Annotated in this window: 9 protein-coding genes; 4 read left to right on the top strand and 5 right to left on the bottom strand. The window is 62.4% G+C overall.

The window, feature by feature from the left end; all coding sequences use genetic code 11:
- The 4 genes from ACLK1G_RS25215 to ACLK1G_RS25200 all read left to right on the top strand — a co-directional run.
- Positions 1 to 3,270, top strand: a 3,270-nt coding sequence (locus ACLK1G_RS25215) for a condensation domain-containing protein (protein ID WP_420767852.1), incomplete at its 5' end; no start/stop codon positions are given.
- Positions 3,267 to 6,479 (top strand): non-ribosomal peptide synthetase, encoded by a 3,213-nt coding sequence (locus tag ACLK1G_RS25210; RefSeq protein ID WP_420767851.1) that lies wholly within the window; start codon positions 3,267 to 3,269, stop codon positions 6,477 to 6,479. The genes ACLK1G_RS25215 and ACLK1G_RS25210, both read left to right, overlap by 4 nt.
- A gap of 355 nt (positions 6,480 to 6,834) precedes the next feature.
- On the top strand, positions 6,835 to 9,294 hold the full coding sequence (locus ACLK1G_RS25205; RefSeq protein ID WP_420767850.1) for a TonB-dependent siderophore receptor: 2,460 nt from the start codon (positions 6,835 to 6,837) through the stop codon (positions 9,292 to 9,294).
- A 497-nt stretch (positions 9,295 to 9,791) separates the two neighbouring features.
- Positions 9,792 to 10,163, top strand: a complete 372-nt coding sequence (locus ACLK1G_RS25200) for a DUF6124 family protein (RefSeq protein ID WP_420767849.1) — start codon at positions 9,792 to 9,794, stop codon at positions 10,161 to 10,163.
- 141 nt (positions 10,164 to 10,304) lie between these two features.
- On the opposite strand, the gene ACLK1G_RS25195 is transcribed toward ACLK1G_RS25200, so the two are convergent.
- The 5 genes from ACLK1G_RS25195 to pvdM all read right to left on the bottom strand — a co-directional run bounded on the left by ACLK1G_RS25195 (position 10,305) and on the right by pvdM (position 19,953).
- Positions 10,305 to 14,435, bottom strand: a complete 4,131-nt coding sequence (locus tag ACLK1G_RS25195; RefSeq protein ID WP_420767848.1) for an amino acid adenylation domain-containing protein — start codon at positions 14,433 to 14,435, stop codon at positions 10,305 to 10,307.
- 39 nt (positions 14,436 to 14,474) lie between these two features.
- A complete protein-coding gene (locus ACLK1G_RS25190; RefSeq protein WP_420767847.1) occupies positions 14,475 to 16,133 on the bottom strand; it encodes a cyclic peptide export ABC transporter in 1,659 nt (552 codons plus the stop codon).
- A gap of 276 nt (positions 16,134 to 16,409) precedes the next feature.
- On the bottom strand, positions 16,410 to 17,285 hold the full coding sequence (gene pvdO, locus ACLK1G_RS25185) for a dihydropyoverdine dehydrogenase (RefSeq protein ID WP_420767846.1): 876 nt from the start codon (positions 17,283 to 17,285) through the stop codon (positions 16,410 to 16,412).
- A 20-nt stretch (positions 17,286 to 17,305) separates the two neighbouring features.
- Positions 17,306 to 18,586 (bottom strand): pyoverdine-tailoring periplasmic protein PvdN, encoded by a 1,281-nt coding sequence (gene pvdN, locus ACLK1G_RS25180; protein ID WP_420767845.1) that lies wholly within the window; start codon positions 18,584 to 18,586, stop codon positions 17,306 to 17,308.
- Positions 18,583 to 19,953, bottom strand: coding sequence for a pyoverdine-tailoring dipeptidase-like protein PvdM (pvdM, locus tag ACLK1G_RS25175; protein ID WP_420767844.1), 1,371 nt, complete (start codon positions 19,951 to 19,953; stop codon positions 18,583 to 18,585). The genes pvdN and pvdM overlap by 4 nt, the downstream gene beginning before the upstream one ends.
- Positions 19,954 to 20,110 lie beyond the last annotated feature (157 nt).

Below are 20,110 nucleotides of genomic sequence, written 5' to 3'. Positions count from 1 at the left end.
CTGCAACCGGTCCCCCAGGGCGTGTCGGCTGAGCTGTACCTGAGCGGCGCGGGCATCACCCGGGGTTACCTTGGCCGCGCGGCGATGACCGCCGAAAAATACGTGCCCAACCCGTTCTCCACCACCGGCGAACGCCTGTACCGCACCGGCGACCTGTGCCGTTATCGCGACGACGGCGCGCTCGAATACCAGGGCCGCATCGACCATCAGGTGAAGATCCGCGGCTTCCGTATCGAGCTGGGGGAAATCGAGGCGCGACTGCTGCAACAGCCCGAGGTCAAGGAGGTGGCGGTGCTGGCCCAGGAAGGGCCGGGCGGGCAGCAGTTGGTGGCCTATGTGGTGGCTTCGGCGGATGCCGACACCCTGCGCGATCCACTCAAAGCCCGCCTCAAGGAGCATCTGCCCGACTACATGATCCCGGCGCACTGGCTGTTCCTCGATCACCTGCCGCTGACCCCCAACGGCAAGCTTGACCGCAAGGCGTTGCCGGGTGTGGAAACCGGGGCGACGCAAAACGGTTACGCGCCACCCGCAAGCGAACTGGAGCAACAGATCGCCGACGTCTGGCGCGAAGTCCTGGAGGTGGACCAAGTCGGTCGCAACGATCATTTCTTCGAGCGCGGCGGTCACTCATTGCTGGCGACCCAGGCCATCTCTCGGCTGCGCAAACTCACGGCCTATCCGCTGAGCTTGCGTGATCTGTTCGATCATCCACGCCTCAGCGCATTGGCGGCGCTGATGAGCGGGACCGGCGATGCAAGCGTGCGCGCCGGCGACTCCAGCAAGGTCCGGCTCAAGGCCCACGGGCCAAGGCAATCGGCTCCGCTGTCGCTGGTGCAACGGCGGTTGTGGATCGCCGAGCAGCTGTCCGGTGGCACTTCGGCGTATGGCATGCCCATGGCCCTGCGCTTGTGCGGCGAATTATCGGTCGAACGCCTGATGAGCAGTTTTGCCGAAGTGACGCGCCGTCACGCCGTACTGCGCACCGCGTACGTCCAGGACGACGAAGGCGATCCGCTGGCGCTGATTGCCGACGAAGTCCGGTTGGATTTCCCGCTGGTCGATCTCTGCGATCTATCGCCCGGTGCCCAGCTGGAACAGGTGGCCCAGGCGACGCTGGACAATGCTCGCACGCCGATCGACTTGGAGCAGGCGCCGCTGCTGCGTGGGCGAATCCTGCGCCTGAACCCCACCGAACACGTGTTGTTGTACGCCATGCACCACATCATTTCCGATGGCTGGTCGATGGGGCTGTTGATCAACGAAGTGGTGCAGATCTACGAAGCCGCTTCGCGCCATGAACCGATGCCGCTGGCGCCGCTGGAGGTCCAATACCATGACTTCGCCCTCTGGCAACAGGCGTTGGAAGAGCAAGGCGTTCTGGCGCGCCAGGCCGACTATTGGAAGCAACGGCTCGATGGCTACAACGGGCGTCTCGACCTGCCGCTGGACAACCCTCGTGGGCAGACCTCGTCGTATGAGGGCGATGCGTTGCAGTTCGAACTGTCTGCCGGACTCAGCGCGGCATTGCGGCGGTTATCGAGCGAAGCCGGCGTCACGCTGTACAGCACGCTGCTGGCCTCGTTCCAAGTGTTGTTGCATCGCCTCTGCGCCGCGCAGGATCTGGTGGTGGGCGCTGACGTGGCGGGGCGCGAGCAACCGGAGCTGGAGCGCTTGATCGGCTTCTTCGTCAACGTATTGCCGCTGCGCTCGCGCTTCGATGCGGGCATGACGTTCACGCGGTTCCTGGCCCAGACCCAGGACGACTTGCTCGGCGCGCTGGAGCATCAGGACTTGCCGTTCGACCAGATCGTCGATGCTTCGGGCGTGCCTCGTCACAAAGGCATGAACCCGTTGCTCCAGGTGCTGTTCGTGATGAACAACGTGCCGGTGCGCACGCGCTCCATGGCGGGCTTGAGTGTGGAGTTCCTGCCAGCGCTGCAGAACCATTCTAAATTCGACATGGCATTGTTCGTTGACGAAGAAGAAGGGCAATTGCGCGGTAATTGGCAGTTCGCCACACGCTTGTTCGGACATGGGCGCGTCCAGTACCTGATCGGGGCCTGGACGACCCTGTTGGAACAGATCGTCGCTGATCAGGATATTCAATTGGGAGCTATCAGCATGCCAGTCGACAACGTGGCGACAGCCGCCACGCCTGCCAACGTCCCGGGGCCCAAGGCCGACAAACTGGGCAAGTTCCTCAAGCGATCGGCGACGCCGGCCGCGCGGCCGCGTCCGGCGCTGGTGCGTGAATCCCTGGTGGCGGCGCCACAGCGGTTCCCATTGATGCTGGAGCCCGGCGACCCGCACCTCGACGTTATCGAGTGGATCTGGCAAAACCGGCCATTGATCGAGCAGAAGCTGGCCGAACACGCTGGCATCCTCTTCCGTGGTTTCGAGCTGGACGGCATCCAGGGTTTCGAAGCGTTCGCCGAAGCGATTCAACCGGGGTTGTACGGCCAGTACGGCGATTTGCCGAAAAAGGAAGGCGGCAAGAACACCTATCGTTCCACGCCATACCCGGAACGCAAGATGATCCTGTTCCACAACGAGAGCTCCCACCAGGATCGCTGGCCGCGCAAGCAGATGTTCTATTGCGAGCAAGCGGCGCCCGTGGGCGGCGCGACCCCGGTGGTGGACTGCCGCCTGATGTACGAAAAACTGCCAGCGGACCTTCGCGAAAAATTCGAGGACAAGGGGCTGCTCTACGTACGCACCTTCACCGACAAACTCGACGTGTCGTGGCAGCACTTCTTCAAGACCGAGGATCGCCGCGAAGTGGAGGCCCGTTGCCGGGCCGGCGGCATCCAGTGGCGTTGGCTCGATAACGATGAATTGCAAACCCGTACGCCAGGGCCGGCAATCATCACGCACCCGATCACCAGGGAAAAATCTTTCTTCAACCAAGTGCAGTTGCATCACATCCATTGGCTGGAGCCGGACGTGCGCCAGGACCTGTTGTCGATGTACGGCCTGGACCGCATGCCCCGGCATGTCTACTACGGCGACGGCACACCGATCGAAGACGAGGTGATGGCGCGTATCGGTGAGTTGTACGAAGCCTGCGCGGTGCGTTTCGACTGGCGCAACGGCGATGTGATCCTGCTGGACAACATGCTGGTGGCCCATGCCCGCGACCCGTTCGAAGGGCCACGCAAGATCGTGGTCGCCATGGGTGATATGTACGACCACGCCAGCCTGCAACGGCCCGCGACCGTCGGGCAATCCGCCCGGGGCGTATTCAGTACCGAGGAAACCGGAGCATGAACGAGGTGATGATGGACGCGCAGGACGCGGGTTTCGCCCTGGCGCCCGAGCAGCAACGGGTCCTTGAGCAATTGTCGGGCACGGTGACCACTGGCGAGGCCTTGCGTTGGGTAAGCGTGGCTATCGACGGCGACCTTGACCCGCAGCGATTGCAGGGCGCTTTCGACAGGCTGGCGACGCAGCAGCCGATGCTGCTGGCGCGGTTGGTCAAGGTCGCAGGTTTCCACGGCTTGCGTCAGGTTGCCCAGGCCGGGCGCTTCCCGCTGACGATAAACGCAAGCGAACAGCCCGTTGCAGAGGTCCAGGCACAGGTCGACGAAACCCTCGGCCGGGCGTTCGTGGTCGGCGAATCGGCTGGCGTCCAGGCGGTGCTTTATCGTTTGGCGCCACGGCAATGGCAACTGCTGCTGGGCATCGCCCGCTACAGTGCCGATGCGCCATCGATGAATTTGCTGCTTGGACAGGTAGGGCAAGCGTATGCGGGCCAGTGCTCGGAAGACGAAGCGCCGGGAGAGTTCGCCCAGTACCTGGAATGGCGCAGCGAAGTGGTCCTGGATGAAGATGCCGCCACCGCGCGAACCTATTGGCAGCAACATCTGCAAGGTTTGCAGGCGCAGATCGACACGCCATGGCTGGCGGCACGCCGCGCCGGCAGCGGGACCGCCGATGCCCGTGTTTCATTGGAGCTGGAACCGGTCCGGCGCGATGCTTTGCAGCGCTTGGCCGATGAGCTCGGGCAACCATTGGAGACGTTATTACAGGGCGCATGGTGGGTGCTGCTGGGACGCCTGAGCGGTTCCGATCAGGCACTGGTGGGCGTGCGTCACGACAGCCGCAGCGATTATGACTACTTCGCCAGCGCCATTGGCGTGTTCGAGAAGACCCTGCCGCTTTGCGTGCCGTTGCCCCCCAACGCGCCGTTCAGTGAGTGGCTGATGCAGTTGGCGGCGGGCCTTGAGGCGCATCGCACCTGGCAGGAATATTGGGTGCCGGAACTGGCACCTTACGCGGCGTATCCGGCCTATGGTTTCGCGATCGGTCGAGCAAGTTTCGTCCACAGCGACGCCGGTTTGAAGTGGAAGGAGTCTTTGCCTGTCCGGACCGATCCGCTTGAGCTACTGCTGCAGGTTCGATTGGAGGATGCCCAGCAGCTTGCCGCGATCGACCTGCAATACGCCGACGCTCGTTATTCGAAAGCCACCGCCAGCACCGTGTTGGAACAATACGACGTGCTGCTGGCCTCTATCCTGGCGGATGCGCAAACGCCGCTGGCGCAGCTCAACCTGCTGGGCCACAACGAGGAGCAGCGCTTGCGCGCGATCAACCCGCCGATGCAAGTATTGGGCGACAACCGCTATCTGCCGCAACGCATCGCGGACCTGGCGCTACGGACGCCGGACGCCATCGCGCTGACCGACGCCCATCAGTCCTTGAGCTACGGCCAGTTGAATGAGCAGGTCGAACGCGTGGCCCTCGGCCTCCAAGAGCAAGGCCTGAGTAAGGGCTCGATCGTCGCCCTGGCCTTGCCGCGCTCGGCGGATCTGGTGATCGCGATGCTGGCGGCATGGCGCATCGGTGCGGCCTATCTGCCGCTGGATATCCAATGGCCCCAGGCCCGTCAGGCGTTGATGTTGGAGCAGGCGGGCGCCGCAGTGGTGGTCACCGATGCGGCGCACCTGCCGGCGTGGCAGGACCCGCCATGTAACGTGCTGACGTTGGCCGGGCTGAGTCCGTCGAGCGAGCCCTTGCCGGCGCTGGCGACCAAGGGCCACGACACCGCCTATGTGTTGTTTACGTCCGGCTCCACCGGTGTGCCCAAAGGCGTGGTGATCGAGCATCGGCAATTGCTCAACTACACCGCCCAGGCCAGCCAGGCGTTGGCGCTGGATCAGTGCACACATGTCGCCTTCAGCTCCACCGTGGCGGCGGACCTGGGCAACACGGCGCTGTTTGGCGCGCTGTTCAATGGCGCGACGCTGCACGTTGCCAGTGACGAGCAGATGCAGGACGGCGCGTTGTTTGCCACGTTCATGCGGCGGCAACAGATCGATTGCCTGAAAATCGTGCCATCGCACCTCGCGGCATTGCTCGACAGCGAGCAGGCGACATTGCCGCGTACCCTGGTGCTCGGCGGTGAGCCGATTGCGCCGACATTGATCGAGCGCATCGCTCGGTTGCGTAGCGATTGCCGGGTGTTCAACCACTACGGGCCGACGGAAGCCACGGTCGGGGTGATGATCCATCCGGTGTCGCTGGAGGGTGCCGCTGAGGATTGTTCGGCGCTGACCCAGGTGCTGGGCAACAATCAGGTTTATATCCTGGATGCTGATTTACGCCTGGCACCGGTGGGCGTGCCGGGTGAGTTGTACTTGGGCGGGGCGCAACTGTGCCGGGGTTATTTGAACGCCGGGGCCGATGGACAGACGTTCATCCAGAGCCCGTTCGATCCGGCGCAGCGCCTCTACCGCACGGGTGACCTGGCGCGTTATCGCCCGGACGGCGGCATTCAACTGCAGGGGCGGCGCGATCAGCAGGTCAAGGTGCGGGGCTTCCGTATCGAACTGGCGGAAATCGAAGCCCAGCTGCTGCGCCTGCCACAAGTAACCGAGGCGCTGGTGGTGCCAGCCACCTCGGCCGAGCAAGGTTTGCTGGCATTTATCGTGGCAGCGCAAGGCTTGCCTACGGACGTGCTGGACACCGTGCGCGCCGAGCTGAGCGCACGCTTGCCCGGCGTGATGGTGCCGCAGCATTGGCACCTGATCGAACGCTTTCCACGGCTGGCCAACGGTAAGATCGATCGTCAGGCGTTGCAGCACTTGGCCGTCGCGACGAGCGATGAAGAGGGCGTCGCACCCCGTGATGGACTCGAACAATTGCTCGCTGCGCGCATGGCCCAATTGCTTGGGCTCGAACGGTTGGGCATCGATCGCGACTTCTTCGCGGCCGGCGGTCACTCGCTGCTGGTGATCAAGTTGGTGGCCGGCATTCGCAAGCTGTTGCAGTGCGACATCCATCCGGGACTGGTCTTCGATCATCCGACCGTGGCGTCGCTGGCGACGGCCTTGCGGGCGGAGGAGAACAGCCCGGGACAACTGGAGAAAATCGCCCAGGCCCGCCTGCGCTTGGAGGCGATGAGTCCCGAAGAAAAGGCTCGACTGACCGAACAGGCTCGGCAACAGCAGGCGGCCAAAGCGGCGCAGGGTCGTTGATCTGAGAGAAACGCAGTGCAGAGGGTCCCTGGCGGCGTTCCCACGCGAAAGCCTGGGAACGATGCTCAACCAACAAGAGGCCGACGCCAGCACGCGTCGGCCTTTTTTGTAACTTTCGTGCAAATGATAAATAAACTCATTCCGGTTTTTCCCAGGTGCTTCGTCTTACTAAGGAATGCGGGCGAATCGGCTCGGGCAAGGCAGCCCAGGCGCCGGTTGTGTCCAGAAAACATGTCGCTGTCGTTCAGCCGGATGACCGTGCCCGGGGAGGGGTCGGTCAGCAGGTAATCCGCGCTGGCGAACGGCAGGCCCTTCGGCCCCATGGACTTTTCACTTCTATCAATAAGAGAGCAAGATGTCGGCAATTCATGAGTTGAAACCGCTGTTCAAGGCACTTGTCATGTCCCGCGGCCTGCGTTCGCGGCGGGTGTTGACGGGCTTGGGTCTGGTCTGTGTGTTGCCGTTGAGCACCCAGGTGATGGCCGAAGACGTCAGTGTCAACATCCCAGCGCAACCGCTGCCGCAGGCGCTGCAAGCGTTCGGCCAGCAAACCAACCAACAAATGATCTACAACGTCGACGAGTTGGCCGGCCTGAAAAGCAACCGCGTCAGCGGCAAGATGAGTCCGCAGGCGGCCATCACCGAATTGCTCAAGGGCACCGGCGTGCGCTACAGCCTCGAGGGCAACACCCTGATATTGGTGAAGGGCTCCCCCGCGGGCCTGGAACTGGGCGCAACGACCATCAACGCCGAACAGTTGGCTGCAACGACCGAAGGCAGCAACTCGTACACCAGCAACGCCGTGACGATCGGCAAGGGCACCCACACCCTCAAGGAAATTCCCCAGTCGGTCACCGTGATGACGCGCAAGCAGATGGATGACCAGAACCTGGTCAACCTCAAGGACGCTGTCAACCAGACCACCGGCATCGTTGGCCTGCAGGGCGTGGGGCAGGGGATGATCCTGTCGTCGCGCGGTTTCCAGATCGACGATTGGCAGTACGACGGTGTGCCGATCCCGCGTAATACCTACTCGCTGGGCAACTGGGCGACCCAGGACCTGATTTTCTACGACCGCCTGGAGATCCTTCGTGGCGCGTCCGGCTTGCTGCAAGGCACCGGCAGCCCCGGCGGCGCTGTCAACCTGGTGCGCAAGCGTGGCCAGAGCACACCGACCGTGACCCTGAGGGGCAAGGCCGGTTCCTGGGACCACTACGGCTTGCAGCTGGACGCTGGCGGTCCGCTGAACGACGCTGGCAACATCCGCGGCCGTATAGTTGCCGACGAAGACCAGAGCAACTCATTCATCGACCACGCGTGGACCAAAACCCACTCGCTGTACGGCTCGTTGGACATCGACTTGAGCGAAGACACCACCCTGGGCTTGGCGGTCAGCCAATCCAATGGCGAATCGCGCGGCAACATCCGTGGTTTGCCGCGCTACGCCGATGGCTCGATGCCGGACGTGTCGCGCTCCACCTACACCGGCGCGCGCTGGAACCGGTCGGAAATCGATGTCACCACCTACTATGCCGATCTGGAGCATCGCTTCAATGAGGATTGGGCGTTCAAGGTGGGGGGCGTGTACATGACTGAGGACAACCAGGCGAAGAACCAGCGCGTCCAAAGAGGCGGTGGTCTCTTGCCCGATGGCAGTGGCGTGCAATATGCCGACTTCCTGACCGACTTCCAGTCTACCAAGGCCGGTCTCGACATGAACCTGACCGGCAAGTTCGAAGCCTTGTCGATGGAACAGGAGGTCATGCTGGGTGGCAACTTCTCGCAATTGGAGACGGATGATAAATATGCCCGTACCTTCAACAGCACCAGCGACTCGATCTTCGACCTTGACAATGACCGCCCGGACATCAGCTACGACAGTTTGATCGCTGCGGGTGGCATGGGCGTCCTCAGCAAGTACGACGTGCGCCAGAAAGGCATATACGGCACCTGGCGCGTCAAGCCGGTGGATGACCTGACACTGATCCTGGGTTCCCGGGTCAGCTGGTACGACTTCAGCTACAAGTCGAAAAATGAACTCGCAGCCGGAATTACACGCAACACGCCAAGCTACTCAACCGAAACCGGCGTGGTCACGCCCTATGCCGGTGTCGTCTATGACCTGAGCCGTGAGTGGGCGGTTTACGCCAGCTATACCGACGTGTTCCAACCGCAGACCAACGTCGATCCCAGTGGTTCGGTACTCAAGCCCATTGTTGGCAAAAACTACGAAGTCGGCCTCAAAGGCGAGTTGATGGATGGACGGGTCAATACCTCCTTGGCTGTGTTCCGCTACGACCACGAAAACCGCGCCGTCAACATCCCTAGCTGCACTGGGGTGAACTGCTCTTCTGCCTCCGGGAAAGTGCGCAGCCAAGGCATCGAGGCAGAAATCAGCGGTGAAGTGGTAGACAACTTGCAGTTGTTCGCGGGCTACACCTATAACACGACGAAGTACCTGGAAGATCCGATCAACGAAGGCAGTATCTTCAGTACCTGGACGCCGAAACACATGCTGCGCGTGTGGGGCAACTACCAGTTCACCGGCGACTGGAACCGTGCGAGCGCCGGCCTGGGCTTCACCACCCAAAGCCATACGCAGGTCTACGATCTGAACCATGACGTACCGGGTTATACCGTATGGAACGCCCGTGTCGGCTACAAGTTGACGTCTGAGATCGATCTGGCGGTCAATGCCAACAACCTGTTCGACAAGACCTACATAACGCCGGCTTACAACCAACTCAATGGCAACAACAACTTTGGCGATCCGCGTAATCTGATGTTCACAGTGAAGTACACGCCGCAGTTCTGATTGCCTGCAAAGAAAAAAAACCGACCCACTTACGCGGGTCGGTTTTTTTATGGGATTAATTTCGCTGAAAACGCAAACCCCGTGGCAAGGGAGCTTGCTCCCGCTGGGCCGCGAAGCGATCCCAGAGTTCCTGAACTGAAAAACGGCGTCTGCTGCGCAGCCGAGCGGGAGCAAGCTCCCTCGCCACAGGAACCTGTGTCCTACAAAAAATGTGGCGAGCCGGACATTTCTGACGAGTCGTGTCGGTTGGTGGTTCGGAAGCGATGGGGATAGGCTTTGTCCGTCGCTGCAAAATCAGCGACCGGGTTTGGTCGCCCGGGGTTAGAATGGCGCACTTTCAGCCGCGCGAGCGGCTGTCTGCCTTATGGCTGACTGTGCGTGGGAGGGCTTCGGCCCTGCCGGGTTCCATTCCCTGGTCGACCAACCTGCGTACAGTTCGCCACCCTCTGCTTGGTCGCAGAAATGGTGAACTCCACTTCTGAATGGAGTTGCACGTCATGGTCAAAATCACCCCCAATCCCCCCAAGAAAGCTGAAAACCTATCCGCATACACCTGCTTTGACTCAGCAGAGCAACGGGAGGCAGCCGACCGGGCATTGGATATGCATTTGTCTCCAGATGCCGCCGTCAAGCCCGACACCCAGGACGGCCAGATCTTTACCGTGGTCAAGGGGCTCAACACCGAATCCATACTGACCACCCTCAGCGAGACCCTGGCTTGCGCTAATGCCATGGCCAACGACCTGGCCTTCGACCTGGAAGGCTCGCGGCGGCATGTAGCGTTGGGGCTCCAGCAATTGATCGAGCTAGGAACGCTACTGGCCAATCGGGCACTGGATGACATCGAGCTGCCCCAGCCTCCACGCTAGCCGCAGCACCGCAGCCCCCCGTGGCGAGGGAGCTTGCTCCCGCTGGGCCGCGAAGCGACCCCAGAGTTCCTGAACTGAAAAGCGGCGTCTGCTGCGCAGCCGAGCGGGAGCAAGCTCCCTCGCCACAGGGTCATTTTTTGCTCAAGAAAGCTTCTCTACCGTACTGGCCAGAAAAACCTCGACCAGCTCCCCAAGCAACCCCTCATCAAAAATCATGCTGCGATGACCCAGCGGAGAATGCACCGAACACCGCAACGCCCCCGTCAAGCTATGCTCTCGAACCAGTGCCTCGCAAAAAGCCAGCTCTTGCGGGGTTTTCTCCGCCTGTGTCCACCAGCAGCTCGGTCGAACCCTCACAGGCTTGAAAGTGAATCCCGCAAATGCCTCCAGCAACCGATCATGCACCGAGAACGCCTGGGCATTCATGACCTCTTCCTTGACGCTCTGCACGATCGACAACAGGTCGCCTCGCTCAGGCTCGATCTGTCCGGCTGCCCACTCATGGAACGCCTTGACCGAACTGTCCGGTCGCTCCCGTCGATAAGCCGCCGTGCGCTCCGTCAGCGAAGGAAACAGCAAGTCGAAGTATTCAATTGCTTCAAGTAGATCCTGGGAGGCCGCATCGTCTTTTTCGTTACCCGCCAGATGCCGATGGTGCGGCAGCCCTGAGGGATACAGGTGTTCTGGAATCGTGCTGTCCACCAACCCGAGGAAATCAACCGTGTGCCCCTGGCTTTCCAGCATCGCCGCGATGTCGAACGCGATCGCCCCGCCGAGGGACCAGCCCATCAAGTAATACGGACCTTCAGGTTGGGCCCTGACGATTTCCTTGCCGTAGTCGACAATCATCTCCTGCCAGGCCTCGGGGCCCGCATGGGGTTCGCTGAAGCCGCGGTGCATGATGCCGACAGTGCGCGCCCGGTTTTGCAGCTTGCGTGCCAGCGGTTGGTAGCAGAACACGATGCCGCCGCTGGGGTGCAGGCAAAACAGCTGCGGTGCGCTGGCGGGCGCGTTATTCAGGGCAACGAGGCATTGCGTCTGTTCACGGTGTTTCTGTGAAATGAACAGTGCCAACTCGGCGATGGTCGGGTTGGCCAGCAACTCTTGCAGACGCACGGTGATGTTCAGGTTCGCCTTGAGCTTGGCGATCAGCTCGATCGCCAGGATCGAATGCCCGCCCAGTTCAAAGAAACTGTCGCTGATACCCACGCGCTCGGCTTTGAGGGACTGCTGCCAGAGTTGCGCCAACGCCTGCTCCAACTGCGTGCGGGGCGCGACGTGGTTCGAATGCCGAAGCGTGGCCTCGGGGTCGGGCAAGGCCTTGCGGTCGAGCTTGCCGTTGGCGTTGAGCGGCAGGTGATCGATGAACAACAGATGGCTTGGCACCATGTAATCCGGCAGATGCGCCTTGAGCGCGATCAGCAGGTTATCCCGCAGTTCGGCCGTGGCCGGTTGTGTCGGGATGACGTAGGCGACCAGTTGCAGGCCGCCCGGGCCGTCGTGGGTCAGCACCACGCCCTCGCGCACGCCCGGCAATACTTGCAGGCGCGCCTGGATCTCGCCCAGTTCAATGCGGAAGCCGCGGATCTTGACCTGGTGATCCAGGCGCCCGATGTATTCAATGCTGCCGTCGCTGAGGTAGCGGGCCAGGTCCCCGGTGCGGTACAGGCGTCCACCTGGCGATGGGTCGAACGGGTCGGGAATGAAACGGCTGGCGGTGAGGTCGGCACGCTGGTGATAACCACGGGCCAGGCCGGCGCGACCAATATACAGCTCACCGCTGCACCCCTTGGGCACCGGGTTCAGGTGCGCATCGAGCAGATACCAGGACAGGTCGACGATGGGCTCGCCGATGGGGCTCGCGGCCTCGCCGTGCAAGTCCGCCATCGACAGTGGTCGCCAGGTGACATGGACGGTGGTTTCGGTGATGCCATACATGTTGATCAATTGTGGCGCCTGATCGCCGAAACGTTCGAACCAAGGGCGCAGACTGTGCACATCAACTGCTTCGCCGCCGAAAATCACCTGCCGCAACCGGTGGCTGAGGGGCTGTCCAGGCTCACATGCAACTCGCAGCAACGACTTGAACGCCGAAGGCGTCTGGTTGAGCACCGTGACTTTTTCCTGGCAGAGCAGGGCGTAGAAATCCTCGGGCGACCGGCTCACGGCGTGGGACACGATGACCAGCCGCCCCCCGTGCAGCAGCGCGCCAAAAATCTCCCACACGGAAAAATCGAAGGCATAGGAATGAAACAGGCACCACACGTCCCGGTGGTCGAAACCGAACCACTGTTCAGTGGCCTGGAACAGGCGGTTGACGTTGTGGTGCGCGAGCAGCGCGCCTTTGGGCTTGCCGGTCGAACCGGAGGTGTAGATCACATACGCCAGGTTGTGCGGATCCATTGGCACATCGGGATTGTGCTCAGGCCAGGCGTTGTCGGCATCGCTCGTGTTCAGCAGCAGGCAGTCGATGTCGGCCGGCAACGCCAGCGATTCAAGCAGATGGGCCTGAGTCAGGATCTGCCCGACGCCGCTGTCCTGGATCATGTAGGCCAGTCGGTCGGCCGGGTAGGCCGGGTCCAGCGGCACGTAGGCGCCACCGGCCTTGAGAATCGCCAGCAGGCCGATGATCATTTGCGGTGTCCGCTCGACGGCGATGCCCACCAGCACATCGGGGCCGACGCCTTGCTCGATCAATCGATGGGCCAATCGGTTAGCGTGGCGGTTAAGCTCGGCATAGCTCATGTGCTGCCCGTCGAACGTTAGCGCTATCGCCTCACCTGTGTTGGCGGCATGGGTTTCGATCATGCGATGCAGGCATTCTTCGCTATGCAGCCGGGTGGGTTGGCGGTTCCAGTCGTCCAGGGTCAGCCGCCGTTCTTCGGCGCTCAATAATTGCAATTCGCCGAGGGCGCGTTCGGGCGTCTCGATCAGCCCCCGCAATAGATTCTGCCAATGCTCGGCCATGCGCTCGATGGTGTCCGCGCGGTACAGGTCACGGCTGTACTCGAACGTCGCGAGTATCTGCTGCTGTGAATAGTCGACATCCAGTGACACATCGAACTTGGCCTGGCCTTCACCGGTGTCGAGGAACTCCAGCGTCAGTAGATCCAGGCTTGGCAGCGATGCCGTCCGTGACCCGGTGCGCCAGTTGAACAGGACCTTGAACAACGGGTTGGCGCCCAATTGATCCTGGATCAGTTCCAGCGGGTAATCGGCATGCTCCAGCGCGGCGAGGGATTGGCCGCGCAGCGCTCGTAGGTAATCCAATGCGCTGCGGCTCGAGTCGATCCGCGCCCGGTACACCTGGCTGCTGACGAAAAATCCCACCAACGCCTGGCTTTCATGGCTGTTGCGATTGGCGTTGGGGACACCGACGGCAAAATCGTCCTGGCGGCTGTAGCGGGCCAGCAGCAATTGCCACGCACCCAGCGCCACCACGAACGGCGTGAGCCCCTGGCGTTGGCAAAAAGCGTCCAGCGCTCGCGCCAACGACGGCGCCAGCGATACGTGCACGCGACCGGCCCTGTGTTGTTGGCTTGTGTTGCGTGGAAAGTCCTGGGGCAACTCCAGGGTGGGCAAGTCGCGGCCCAGGTACTCGCTCCAGTATTCGCCACTGCGCAGGCGGGCAGCGCTTTGCAGATAGTCGCCGCGCTGGTGGATCGCGTAATCGGCGTATTGCATCGGTAACGGTGGCAGCGCAGACGAATCACCCAGCACCGCCCGGCGGTACGCCTGGGTCATGTCCTGCATGAGGATGGTATTGGACCACGCATCGGAAACGATGTGATGCATGTTGAGCAGCAGCACATGTTCGGTACGGCTCAATCTCAGCAACGTGGCCCGTATCAGCGGCGCCTGGGTGAGATCGAACGGTTGCCGGGCGTGTTGCTCGATGCGCTGCGAAAGTGCCGGCTGGTCGAGCCCGGCAAGGTCTTCGCGATGCAGGGTCAGGCAGGCGCTGCGCTCGATTACCTGAGTGGCGGCGCCGTCGATTTCAATGAACGCGGTGCGCAGGATGTCGTGTCGGTCAATGACGCGGTTCAGGGCGTCTTCCAAGGCATCGGCGTTCAGTTCGCCGCTCAGGCGCAAGGCCCGTGGCAGGTTGTAGGCCGAACGGGTCGGGTCCCGCTGCTGCTCCAGCCACAAGCGTTGCTGGGCGAAAGACAGGGGCGCGCGATCCAGCCTGCCGCGGCTGGCCAGGGCGTGCCTGTCATCGGCGACCTCATCGAGCAACAGCGCCAACAGATCATCATCTAGCAGTTCGTTCATGGTGTTCTCGCGGTAAAACAGCATTGGCGTCGGGCAGGCTCAGGCAAAGGCTGCCGGGACCTTCTCACTCACCACCCGGCCGGCCTGCATTCGCACCAGTTGATCGGCGATGTCGAAGTAACGATCGTCGTGGGAAATGACGATGATGGTTTTGCCCAGGGCCTTCAGCTCCGGCAGCAGTTCGGTGTAGAACACGCGCCGGAACACCGGGTCCTGGTCGGCGGCCCATTCGTCGAAGACCAGCACGGGACGTTCTTCCAGCCAGGCATTGAGCAGGGCCAGGCGCTTGCGCTGCCCGGTGGAAAGATCGGTGGTGCTGAAAGCGCCGTCGCGAATGCTGACTTTATGGGCGATCTCCAGGCGATCCAGGTAGCGGTTGGCATCCCCGGGTACGTTTTGATCGCCCTGCACCAGTTCATCGAACAAGTAATAGTCGGCGAAGATGGTGGTGAAAAGCTGGCGATAATCGTCACGTCGCGCCGCCGATACCGGCTCGCCATCCAGGAGAATTTCGCCGCCCTGGGGCGCATAAAGGCCCAGCAGCAATTTGATCAGCGTGGTCTTGCCGCCGCCGTTCTCACCGACGATAAACACAATGTCGCCCTGGGCGATGGTCAGGTTGACCGGTCCAAGGGCGAAGGGCTGGGTGCCGTCGACCGCGGGGAAGGCGTAATGCACGTCACGCAATTCGAGCCGCTGAATTGTCGGCTTGGGGGCGCTTTTGTCGTTGAGCAGCAGGTGCGGTTCCGGCGAGGAAAACTGCTCGGCCAATTCGGCAATGCGCTTGAAGGCGATGTTGGCGCGGCTGATCACCGGCAACGTCATCACCAGGTATTCCAACGGCCCCTTCATGTACAGCAACACCAGCACGAAACCGCTGAGCACCGCTTTGTCGGTGCCCAGCCACAGCGATTGCAGGGCCAGGACCAAGCCGATGACCACGAAAAAAAGCATCGAGCCGAAGGTCTTGGCGACCACGAAGGTATTGACCGCGCGGATGTTGGTGTCGCAGATCTGCTCGGCGGTGGCTTCGATGCGCTGGCTGAACATGCGCTGGCGGCGCGGGCGGTGGATGCGCAGCTCCTTGGCGCCCGCGGCGATTGCGCTGTAGTGCTTTTGCAGGGCGTCTTCGGCTTCGCGGGCGGCTTCGAACCCGCGAATGCCACGAGCCCGCGCCACGTACTGGATGACCGTGCCGATCACCAGCGCCACCAACAGCAGCGCAAACATCGGCAACGACAGGTAGGCCAGGTAGCCCAGGCAACCGAGGGTGACGGTAAAGGCAATCGCCAGCGGTGCGAAGGAAAACGCGAAGTTGCTGACCATGTTGACGTCGTGGGTCAGGATCGGGATCAGCCGATGACTGCGGAACCGCTCGATCTGCTCGATGGGCGCCAGCAGGACTTTCTGGCCGAGGGATTTGCGCAGGCTGGCGATGATGTTCTGGCCGACGTGGTTGGTGCCGATGTCCGACAGGATCGAGGTCAGCAGCGCTGCCACGCACAGGCCGGCGAAGGTCGCCAACACTTGGGGGGTGGGCCCCGTATCGGCATTCAAGGCCCCGTTGATGGTTGCCAGCAGGGCCGTGATGCTCAAGCCACCCAGCATGCCCAGGAGAATGGAGCCTGCGACAATCAGCCGGAAGGGTTTGAGCAGAATGAACAGCTCAGCGATCACCCCGCGTTTTGGTTGGCTCATGAGGTTTCCCTGCTAGATGAAAAAAAGGCAAAGGCCATCGCGGGCTTTCACCGCAAGGGCTGGAGAACAGCGGCACGCCGGTTGGGGCGCGCCCACCTATGGAACGATTGGAGGGGAAGGGGATTTAACCAGAGTCTCCTGACACACATTATTGTGGCGTGGGAGCTTGCTCCCGCTCGGTTGCGCAGCGACCGCAAAATCTAGGGGCCGCTTCGCAGCCCAGCGGGAGCAAGCTCCCTCGCCACAAAAAGCGGATCTTCAGATGGTCAGGTTGAGCTACATATCCCGGGCGACCCGAAACCCCAGCCAGTCACCGTGGGCATCGGAAAACACCGCATTGCGATTGCCCGAACGGGAAAACACCGGCGCTTCGCCCCAGTCGTTGCCGCGGATGCGTCGCACCTTGCAGTTGCCCATCAGCGCGGCGCTGCCGTCGCTCGGCGCATCGGTGTAGTTTTCGTTGAAACAATCGGCGGTCCATTCGTAGACGTTACCGTGCATGTCGTACACGCCAAAGGCGTTGGGCGCGAAGCTGCCGGCCGGCGCTGTGAAGTTGAAGCCGTCGGCGGCGCCATAGGTATTGGCGTGCTGGGCGATGCTGTAGTCCTTGCCTTCATCGAACGGGAAGGGGAACGGGCCGGTGCTGCCACCACGTGCGGCGTATTCGCGCAGGGATTCACTGACCAATCGGTACGGCTTACCGGTCTTCTTCGAAAGCCACGCCACGTAGGCAGTGGCCTCTTGGAAGTTCATGCACACCGCCGGGTGCCGGTCGGTGTATTGCTTGCGCGGGTCGCTGCCCTGGTAGTCAGGCACGCCGGCCCGGCACGCGCGGCCGGGGCGCTTGTCGCCGTCGGGCATCACGTAGCCGGTATCGCGCAGGTAGGCGAACCATTCACCCTTGAGCACCTGGAAACGGCTGATCGCAACGGGCTTGGCGAACGTCACCGGGTGCAGCGGGCCTTCGTCGGGCTCGCGGCCCACTTCGTCTTCCGGGGTGCCCATCTGGAAGGTGCCGGTGGGCAGCACGACCATTTCCGGGCAGTCCTTGCAGTCGCGAAACACCTGGCCCGGTTGCGAGGCCTGGGCATCGGAGGGCAGCAGGGCGGCGAGGGCCAACGCCGGGAGTGTCTTCAATAAAAAGCGGTTCATCGATTGCTCTCGATCAGTCATCAGAGTGTTTTGCCCAACAGCGCCAGGAAGCGATCAATCTCGGCTTCGGTGTTGAGCAGCCCCGGCGCGGTGCGGATCACCGGTCCGGCATCGCGGTGCACGGCATCGGCGACCACGCGGTTTTGCATCAGGTAGGCGGCGATCTCGTCGCTCTTGCGATCCTTGACCCGGAAGAAAGTGAAGCCGGCGGACAGTTCTGGGCTCAGCGGCGTCACCAGCTCGATCTGCGGCAACGCGAGCAGGTGTTTTTTCAGGTAAGTGTTGAGCGCCTGGATACGCGCCTGCACCTCGGCCTTGCCCAGTTGCAGGTGCAGCTTGAACGCTTCGTCCGCCGCCCAGCGATGCTCGAAGGCGTGGTAGCCGCCCGGGGTCATGGTGGTGGAAAACGCCGTGGCTTCGGAGAAGGTCGGGATGATCGGCGTGACGTACCTGACCTCTTCGCTGCGGCTGCACACCACGCCGGTGCCCCGTGGGCCGAACATCCACTTGTGGGTGCCGGCGATGAAAAAGTCGCAATTCATCGCCGGAAAACTCAAATCCTCGACGCCGAAACCGTGCACGCCGTCCACCACGTACACGATACGCTGTTCATCGCTGCGGCCCTGGTTGTGCTTGTCCACCAGGGCGCCGATCTTGCCGATGGGCAGCTTGACGCCGCTGCCTGAGTGCACCCAGGTCATGCCCAGCACGCGGGTTTCGGGACGGATGTTGCGGTCGATGGCCGTGAGGATTTGCGCCTCGCTGACGCCATGGGCGTTCTCGAACAGGTTGATCTTGCGCACCCGTGTTCCGTCCCGTTGCTTGCGCAGATCGAGAATGGTGTGGGTGGCGTAGTGTTCGTGGGCGGTGGTGAGGATTTCCTGGTCGGGCCGGACATGGACCCCGCCGTAAATCATCGCCAGGCCTTCGGTGGTGCTGCCGGTGAGGGCGATCTGCTTCGGGTTCGCTTGCAGGTAGCGACCGGCCCAGGTCCGCACGTTTTCTTCGCGCGCTTCGGTGACGCCCAAGTCCCAGTCCATCAACAGCCCGGGGTTTTTATCCAGGGCGGCGCGGTGCCGCTCGATGGCCTCGCGCACCGGGCGCGGGTGGGTGGTGACCAGGAAATTGGAGAAGTGCAGGTAGTTCGGGTCCTGGTTGAACAGCGAGCGCAGCTGCGCCCATTTGTCCCGGGACAGCGGCGGCGGAGAGTCGGCCGCGGCACTCGAAGGCAGGTTTGCGGCCAATGGCAGGCCGGCGGCGATAATACCGGCGTGCTTGAGGAAGGCGCGGCGCTCAATCATGGCTGAGGGGCCTTCTGCGCCGAGGCGATGGCAGGGCGGGCGGCTTTCTGCACCTGATCCCAGACCCGCAGGAAATTGCCGCCCCACAGCTTGGCGATGTCGGCTTCGGAGTAACCGCGGGTCAGCAGTTCGGCGGTGACGTTGCGGATGTCGCTGACGTTCTGCCAGCCTTTCACGCCGCCACCTTCGTTGAAGTCCGAACTGATGCCGACGTGGTCGATGCCGATCTTGCGCACGGCATAGTCGATGGCATCGCCCAAATCCTTGAGGCTGGCCTTGGGTTCCTCTTCGAGAATGCCGTAGAGCTGGCCGGCGTATTCGCCGAACTTCTGTTCCGGCCACGCGGCGATGATCGGGTCGCCGGGCATCAAGGCCATCGCCAGGTTGGGCAGTGGCGGCAGGTCGAAGCGTTCGCGCAGGGCGTTGAGTCTGTCCTGGGTTTTTTGCGTCAGCGGGCGCAGGTACTGGGAAAAACCAACGATCTGCACGACGCCGCCGCTGGCCTTGATCAGCTGCATTTCCTTGTCGCTGAGGTTACGCGGGATGTCCACCATCGCCCGTGGCGCCGAGTGGGACGCCACCAGCGGCGTGCGGCTCAGTTGCGCGACTTGCTCCAGGGCCTGGGTCGACATCTGCGACACATCGATGATCACGCCCAAGTCGTTCAGGCGTGTCACCGCTTGCTTGCCGATGTCCGACAGGCCGCCGAGGGCGTCGGGCGAGTCGTTGAAGAACGGCAGCGGGCGCGAGGAGTCGGCCCAGTCGTTGTTGCCGATGTAGCTGAAGCCGAACATACGCATGCCCCGCGCCGTCCACAGGTCCAGCAGGTTCAGGTCGTGGCCCAGGGGATACGCGTTGAGCATGCTGATGAAAATCGCGAACTTGCCTTCGCCATGCAGGCGCCGGAAATCGTCCGGGGTGTAGGCGATGGCGACCTGGTTGGGGAAGTCCCGGACCATGCCGGTGATGATCTTGTAGCGCACCTCTTGCTGGTTGCGCGCTTCTTCGACGAACCCGGCGGTGGGCTTGTGTGGCGCGTTGGGCCCGTTCCACAGTTCGGGCCAGCCGAAGATCGTCAGCGCGGCGCCGGAGAGGCGGCCGCGATTGGCTTTCACCAGGTCGAACTGGCCCTCGCCGTCCTTGTCCGCTTCGTTGCCGGCGGTGCCGAAATCCAGCGGCACGGTGATGTGGCTGTCGAAGGACAGCAGGCGTTCGTGCAGCTCGCGCGCTTCTTTCATCACCTTGACCGAGTAGCCGGGGTTGTCCCGCCACCAATGGTCCCAGGCCGCGACGCCAGCCCCGACGACCAGCGCCAGAGCCAGGGGCACGCCGGTGAAAAGAGCCTTTTTCGAACGTGGTGTTGTCATTGCCGATCTCAGTCTGGTTCGCCTTGGAAGGACAGGCGCGGGGGCCTTTGCTATCTGGGGGGAACGAGTGATCGGACGGGAAATTTAGATGTTCTCAGCGCCGCCATCGCGAGCAGGCTCGCTCGCACATTTGGAATGCGATCCCCTGTGGGAGCGA

This window comes from Pseudomonas algeriensis (assembly GCF_048847255.1).
In the GTDB taxonomy this organism is placed as follows: Bacteria; Pseudomonadota; Gammaproteobacteria; order Pseudomonadales; family Pseudomonadaceae; genus Aquipseudomonas.
This window is presented reverse-complemented; position numbering and strand designations above follow the sequence as displayed.

What these genes read in the sequence shown, in the direction of transcription:
- ACLK1G_RS25210 (WP_420767851.1), top strand. Translation starts at nt 3,267, where the DNA reads ATGAACGAGGTGATGATGGACGCGCAGGACGCGGGTTTCGCCCTGGCG.
- ACLK1G_RS25205 (WP_420767850.1), top strand. Translation starts at nt 6,835, where the DNA reads ATGTCGGCAATTCATGAGTTGAAACCGCTGTTCAAGGCACTTGTCATG.
- ACLK1G_RS25200 (WP_420767849.1), top strand. Translation starts at nt 9,792, where the DNA reads ATGGTCAAAATCACCCCCAATCCCCCCAAGAAAGCTGAAAACCTATCC.
- ACLK1G_RS25195 (WP_420767848.1), bottom strand. Translation starts at nt 14,435, where the DNA reads ATGAACGAACTGCTAGATGATGATCTGTTGGCGCTGTTGCTCGATGAG.
- ACLK1G_RS25190 (WP_420767847.1), bottom strand. Translation starts at nt 16,133, where the DNA reads ATGAGCCAACCAAAACGCGGGGTGATCGCTGAGCTGTTCATTCTGCTC.
- pvdO (WP_420767846.1), bottom strand. Translation starts at nt 17,285, where the DNA reads ATGAACCGCTTTTTATTGAAGACACTCCCGGCGTTGGCCCTCGCCGCC.
- pvdN (WP_420767845.1), bottom strand. Translation starts at nt 18,586, where the DNA reads ATGATTGAGCGCCGCGCCTTCCTCAAGCACGCCGGTATTATCGCCGCC.
- pvdM (WP_420767844.1), bottom strand. Translation starts at nt 19,953, where the DNA reads ATGACAACACCACGTTCGAAAAAGGCTCTTTTCACCGGCGTGCCCCTG.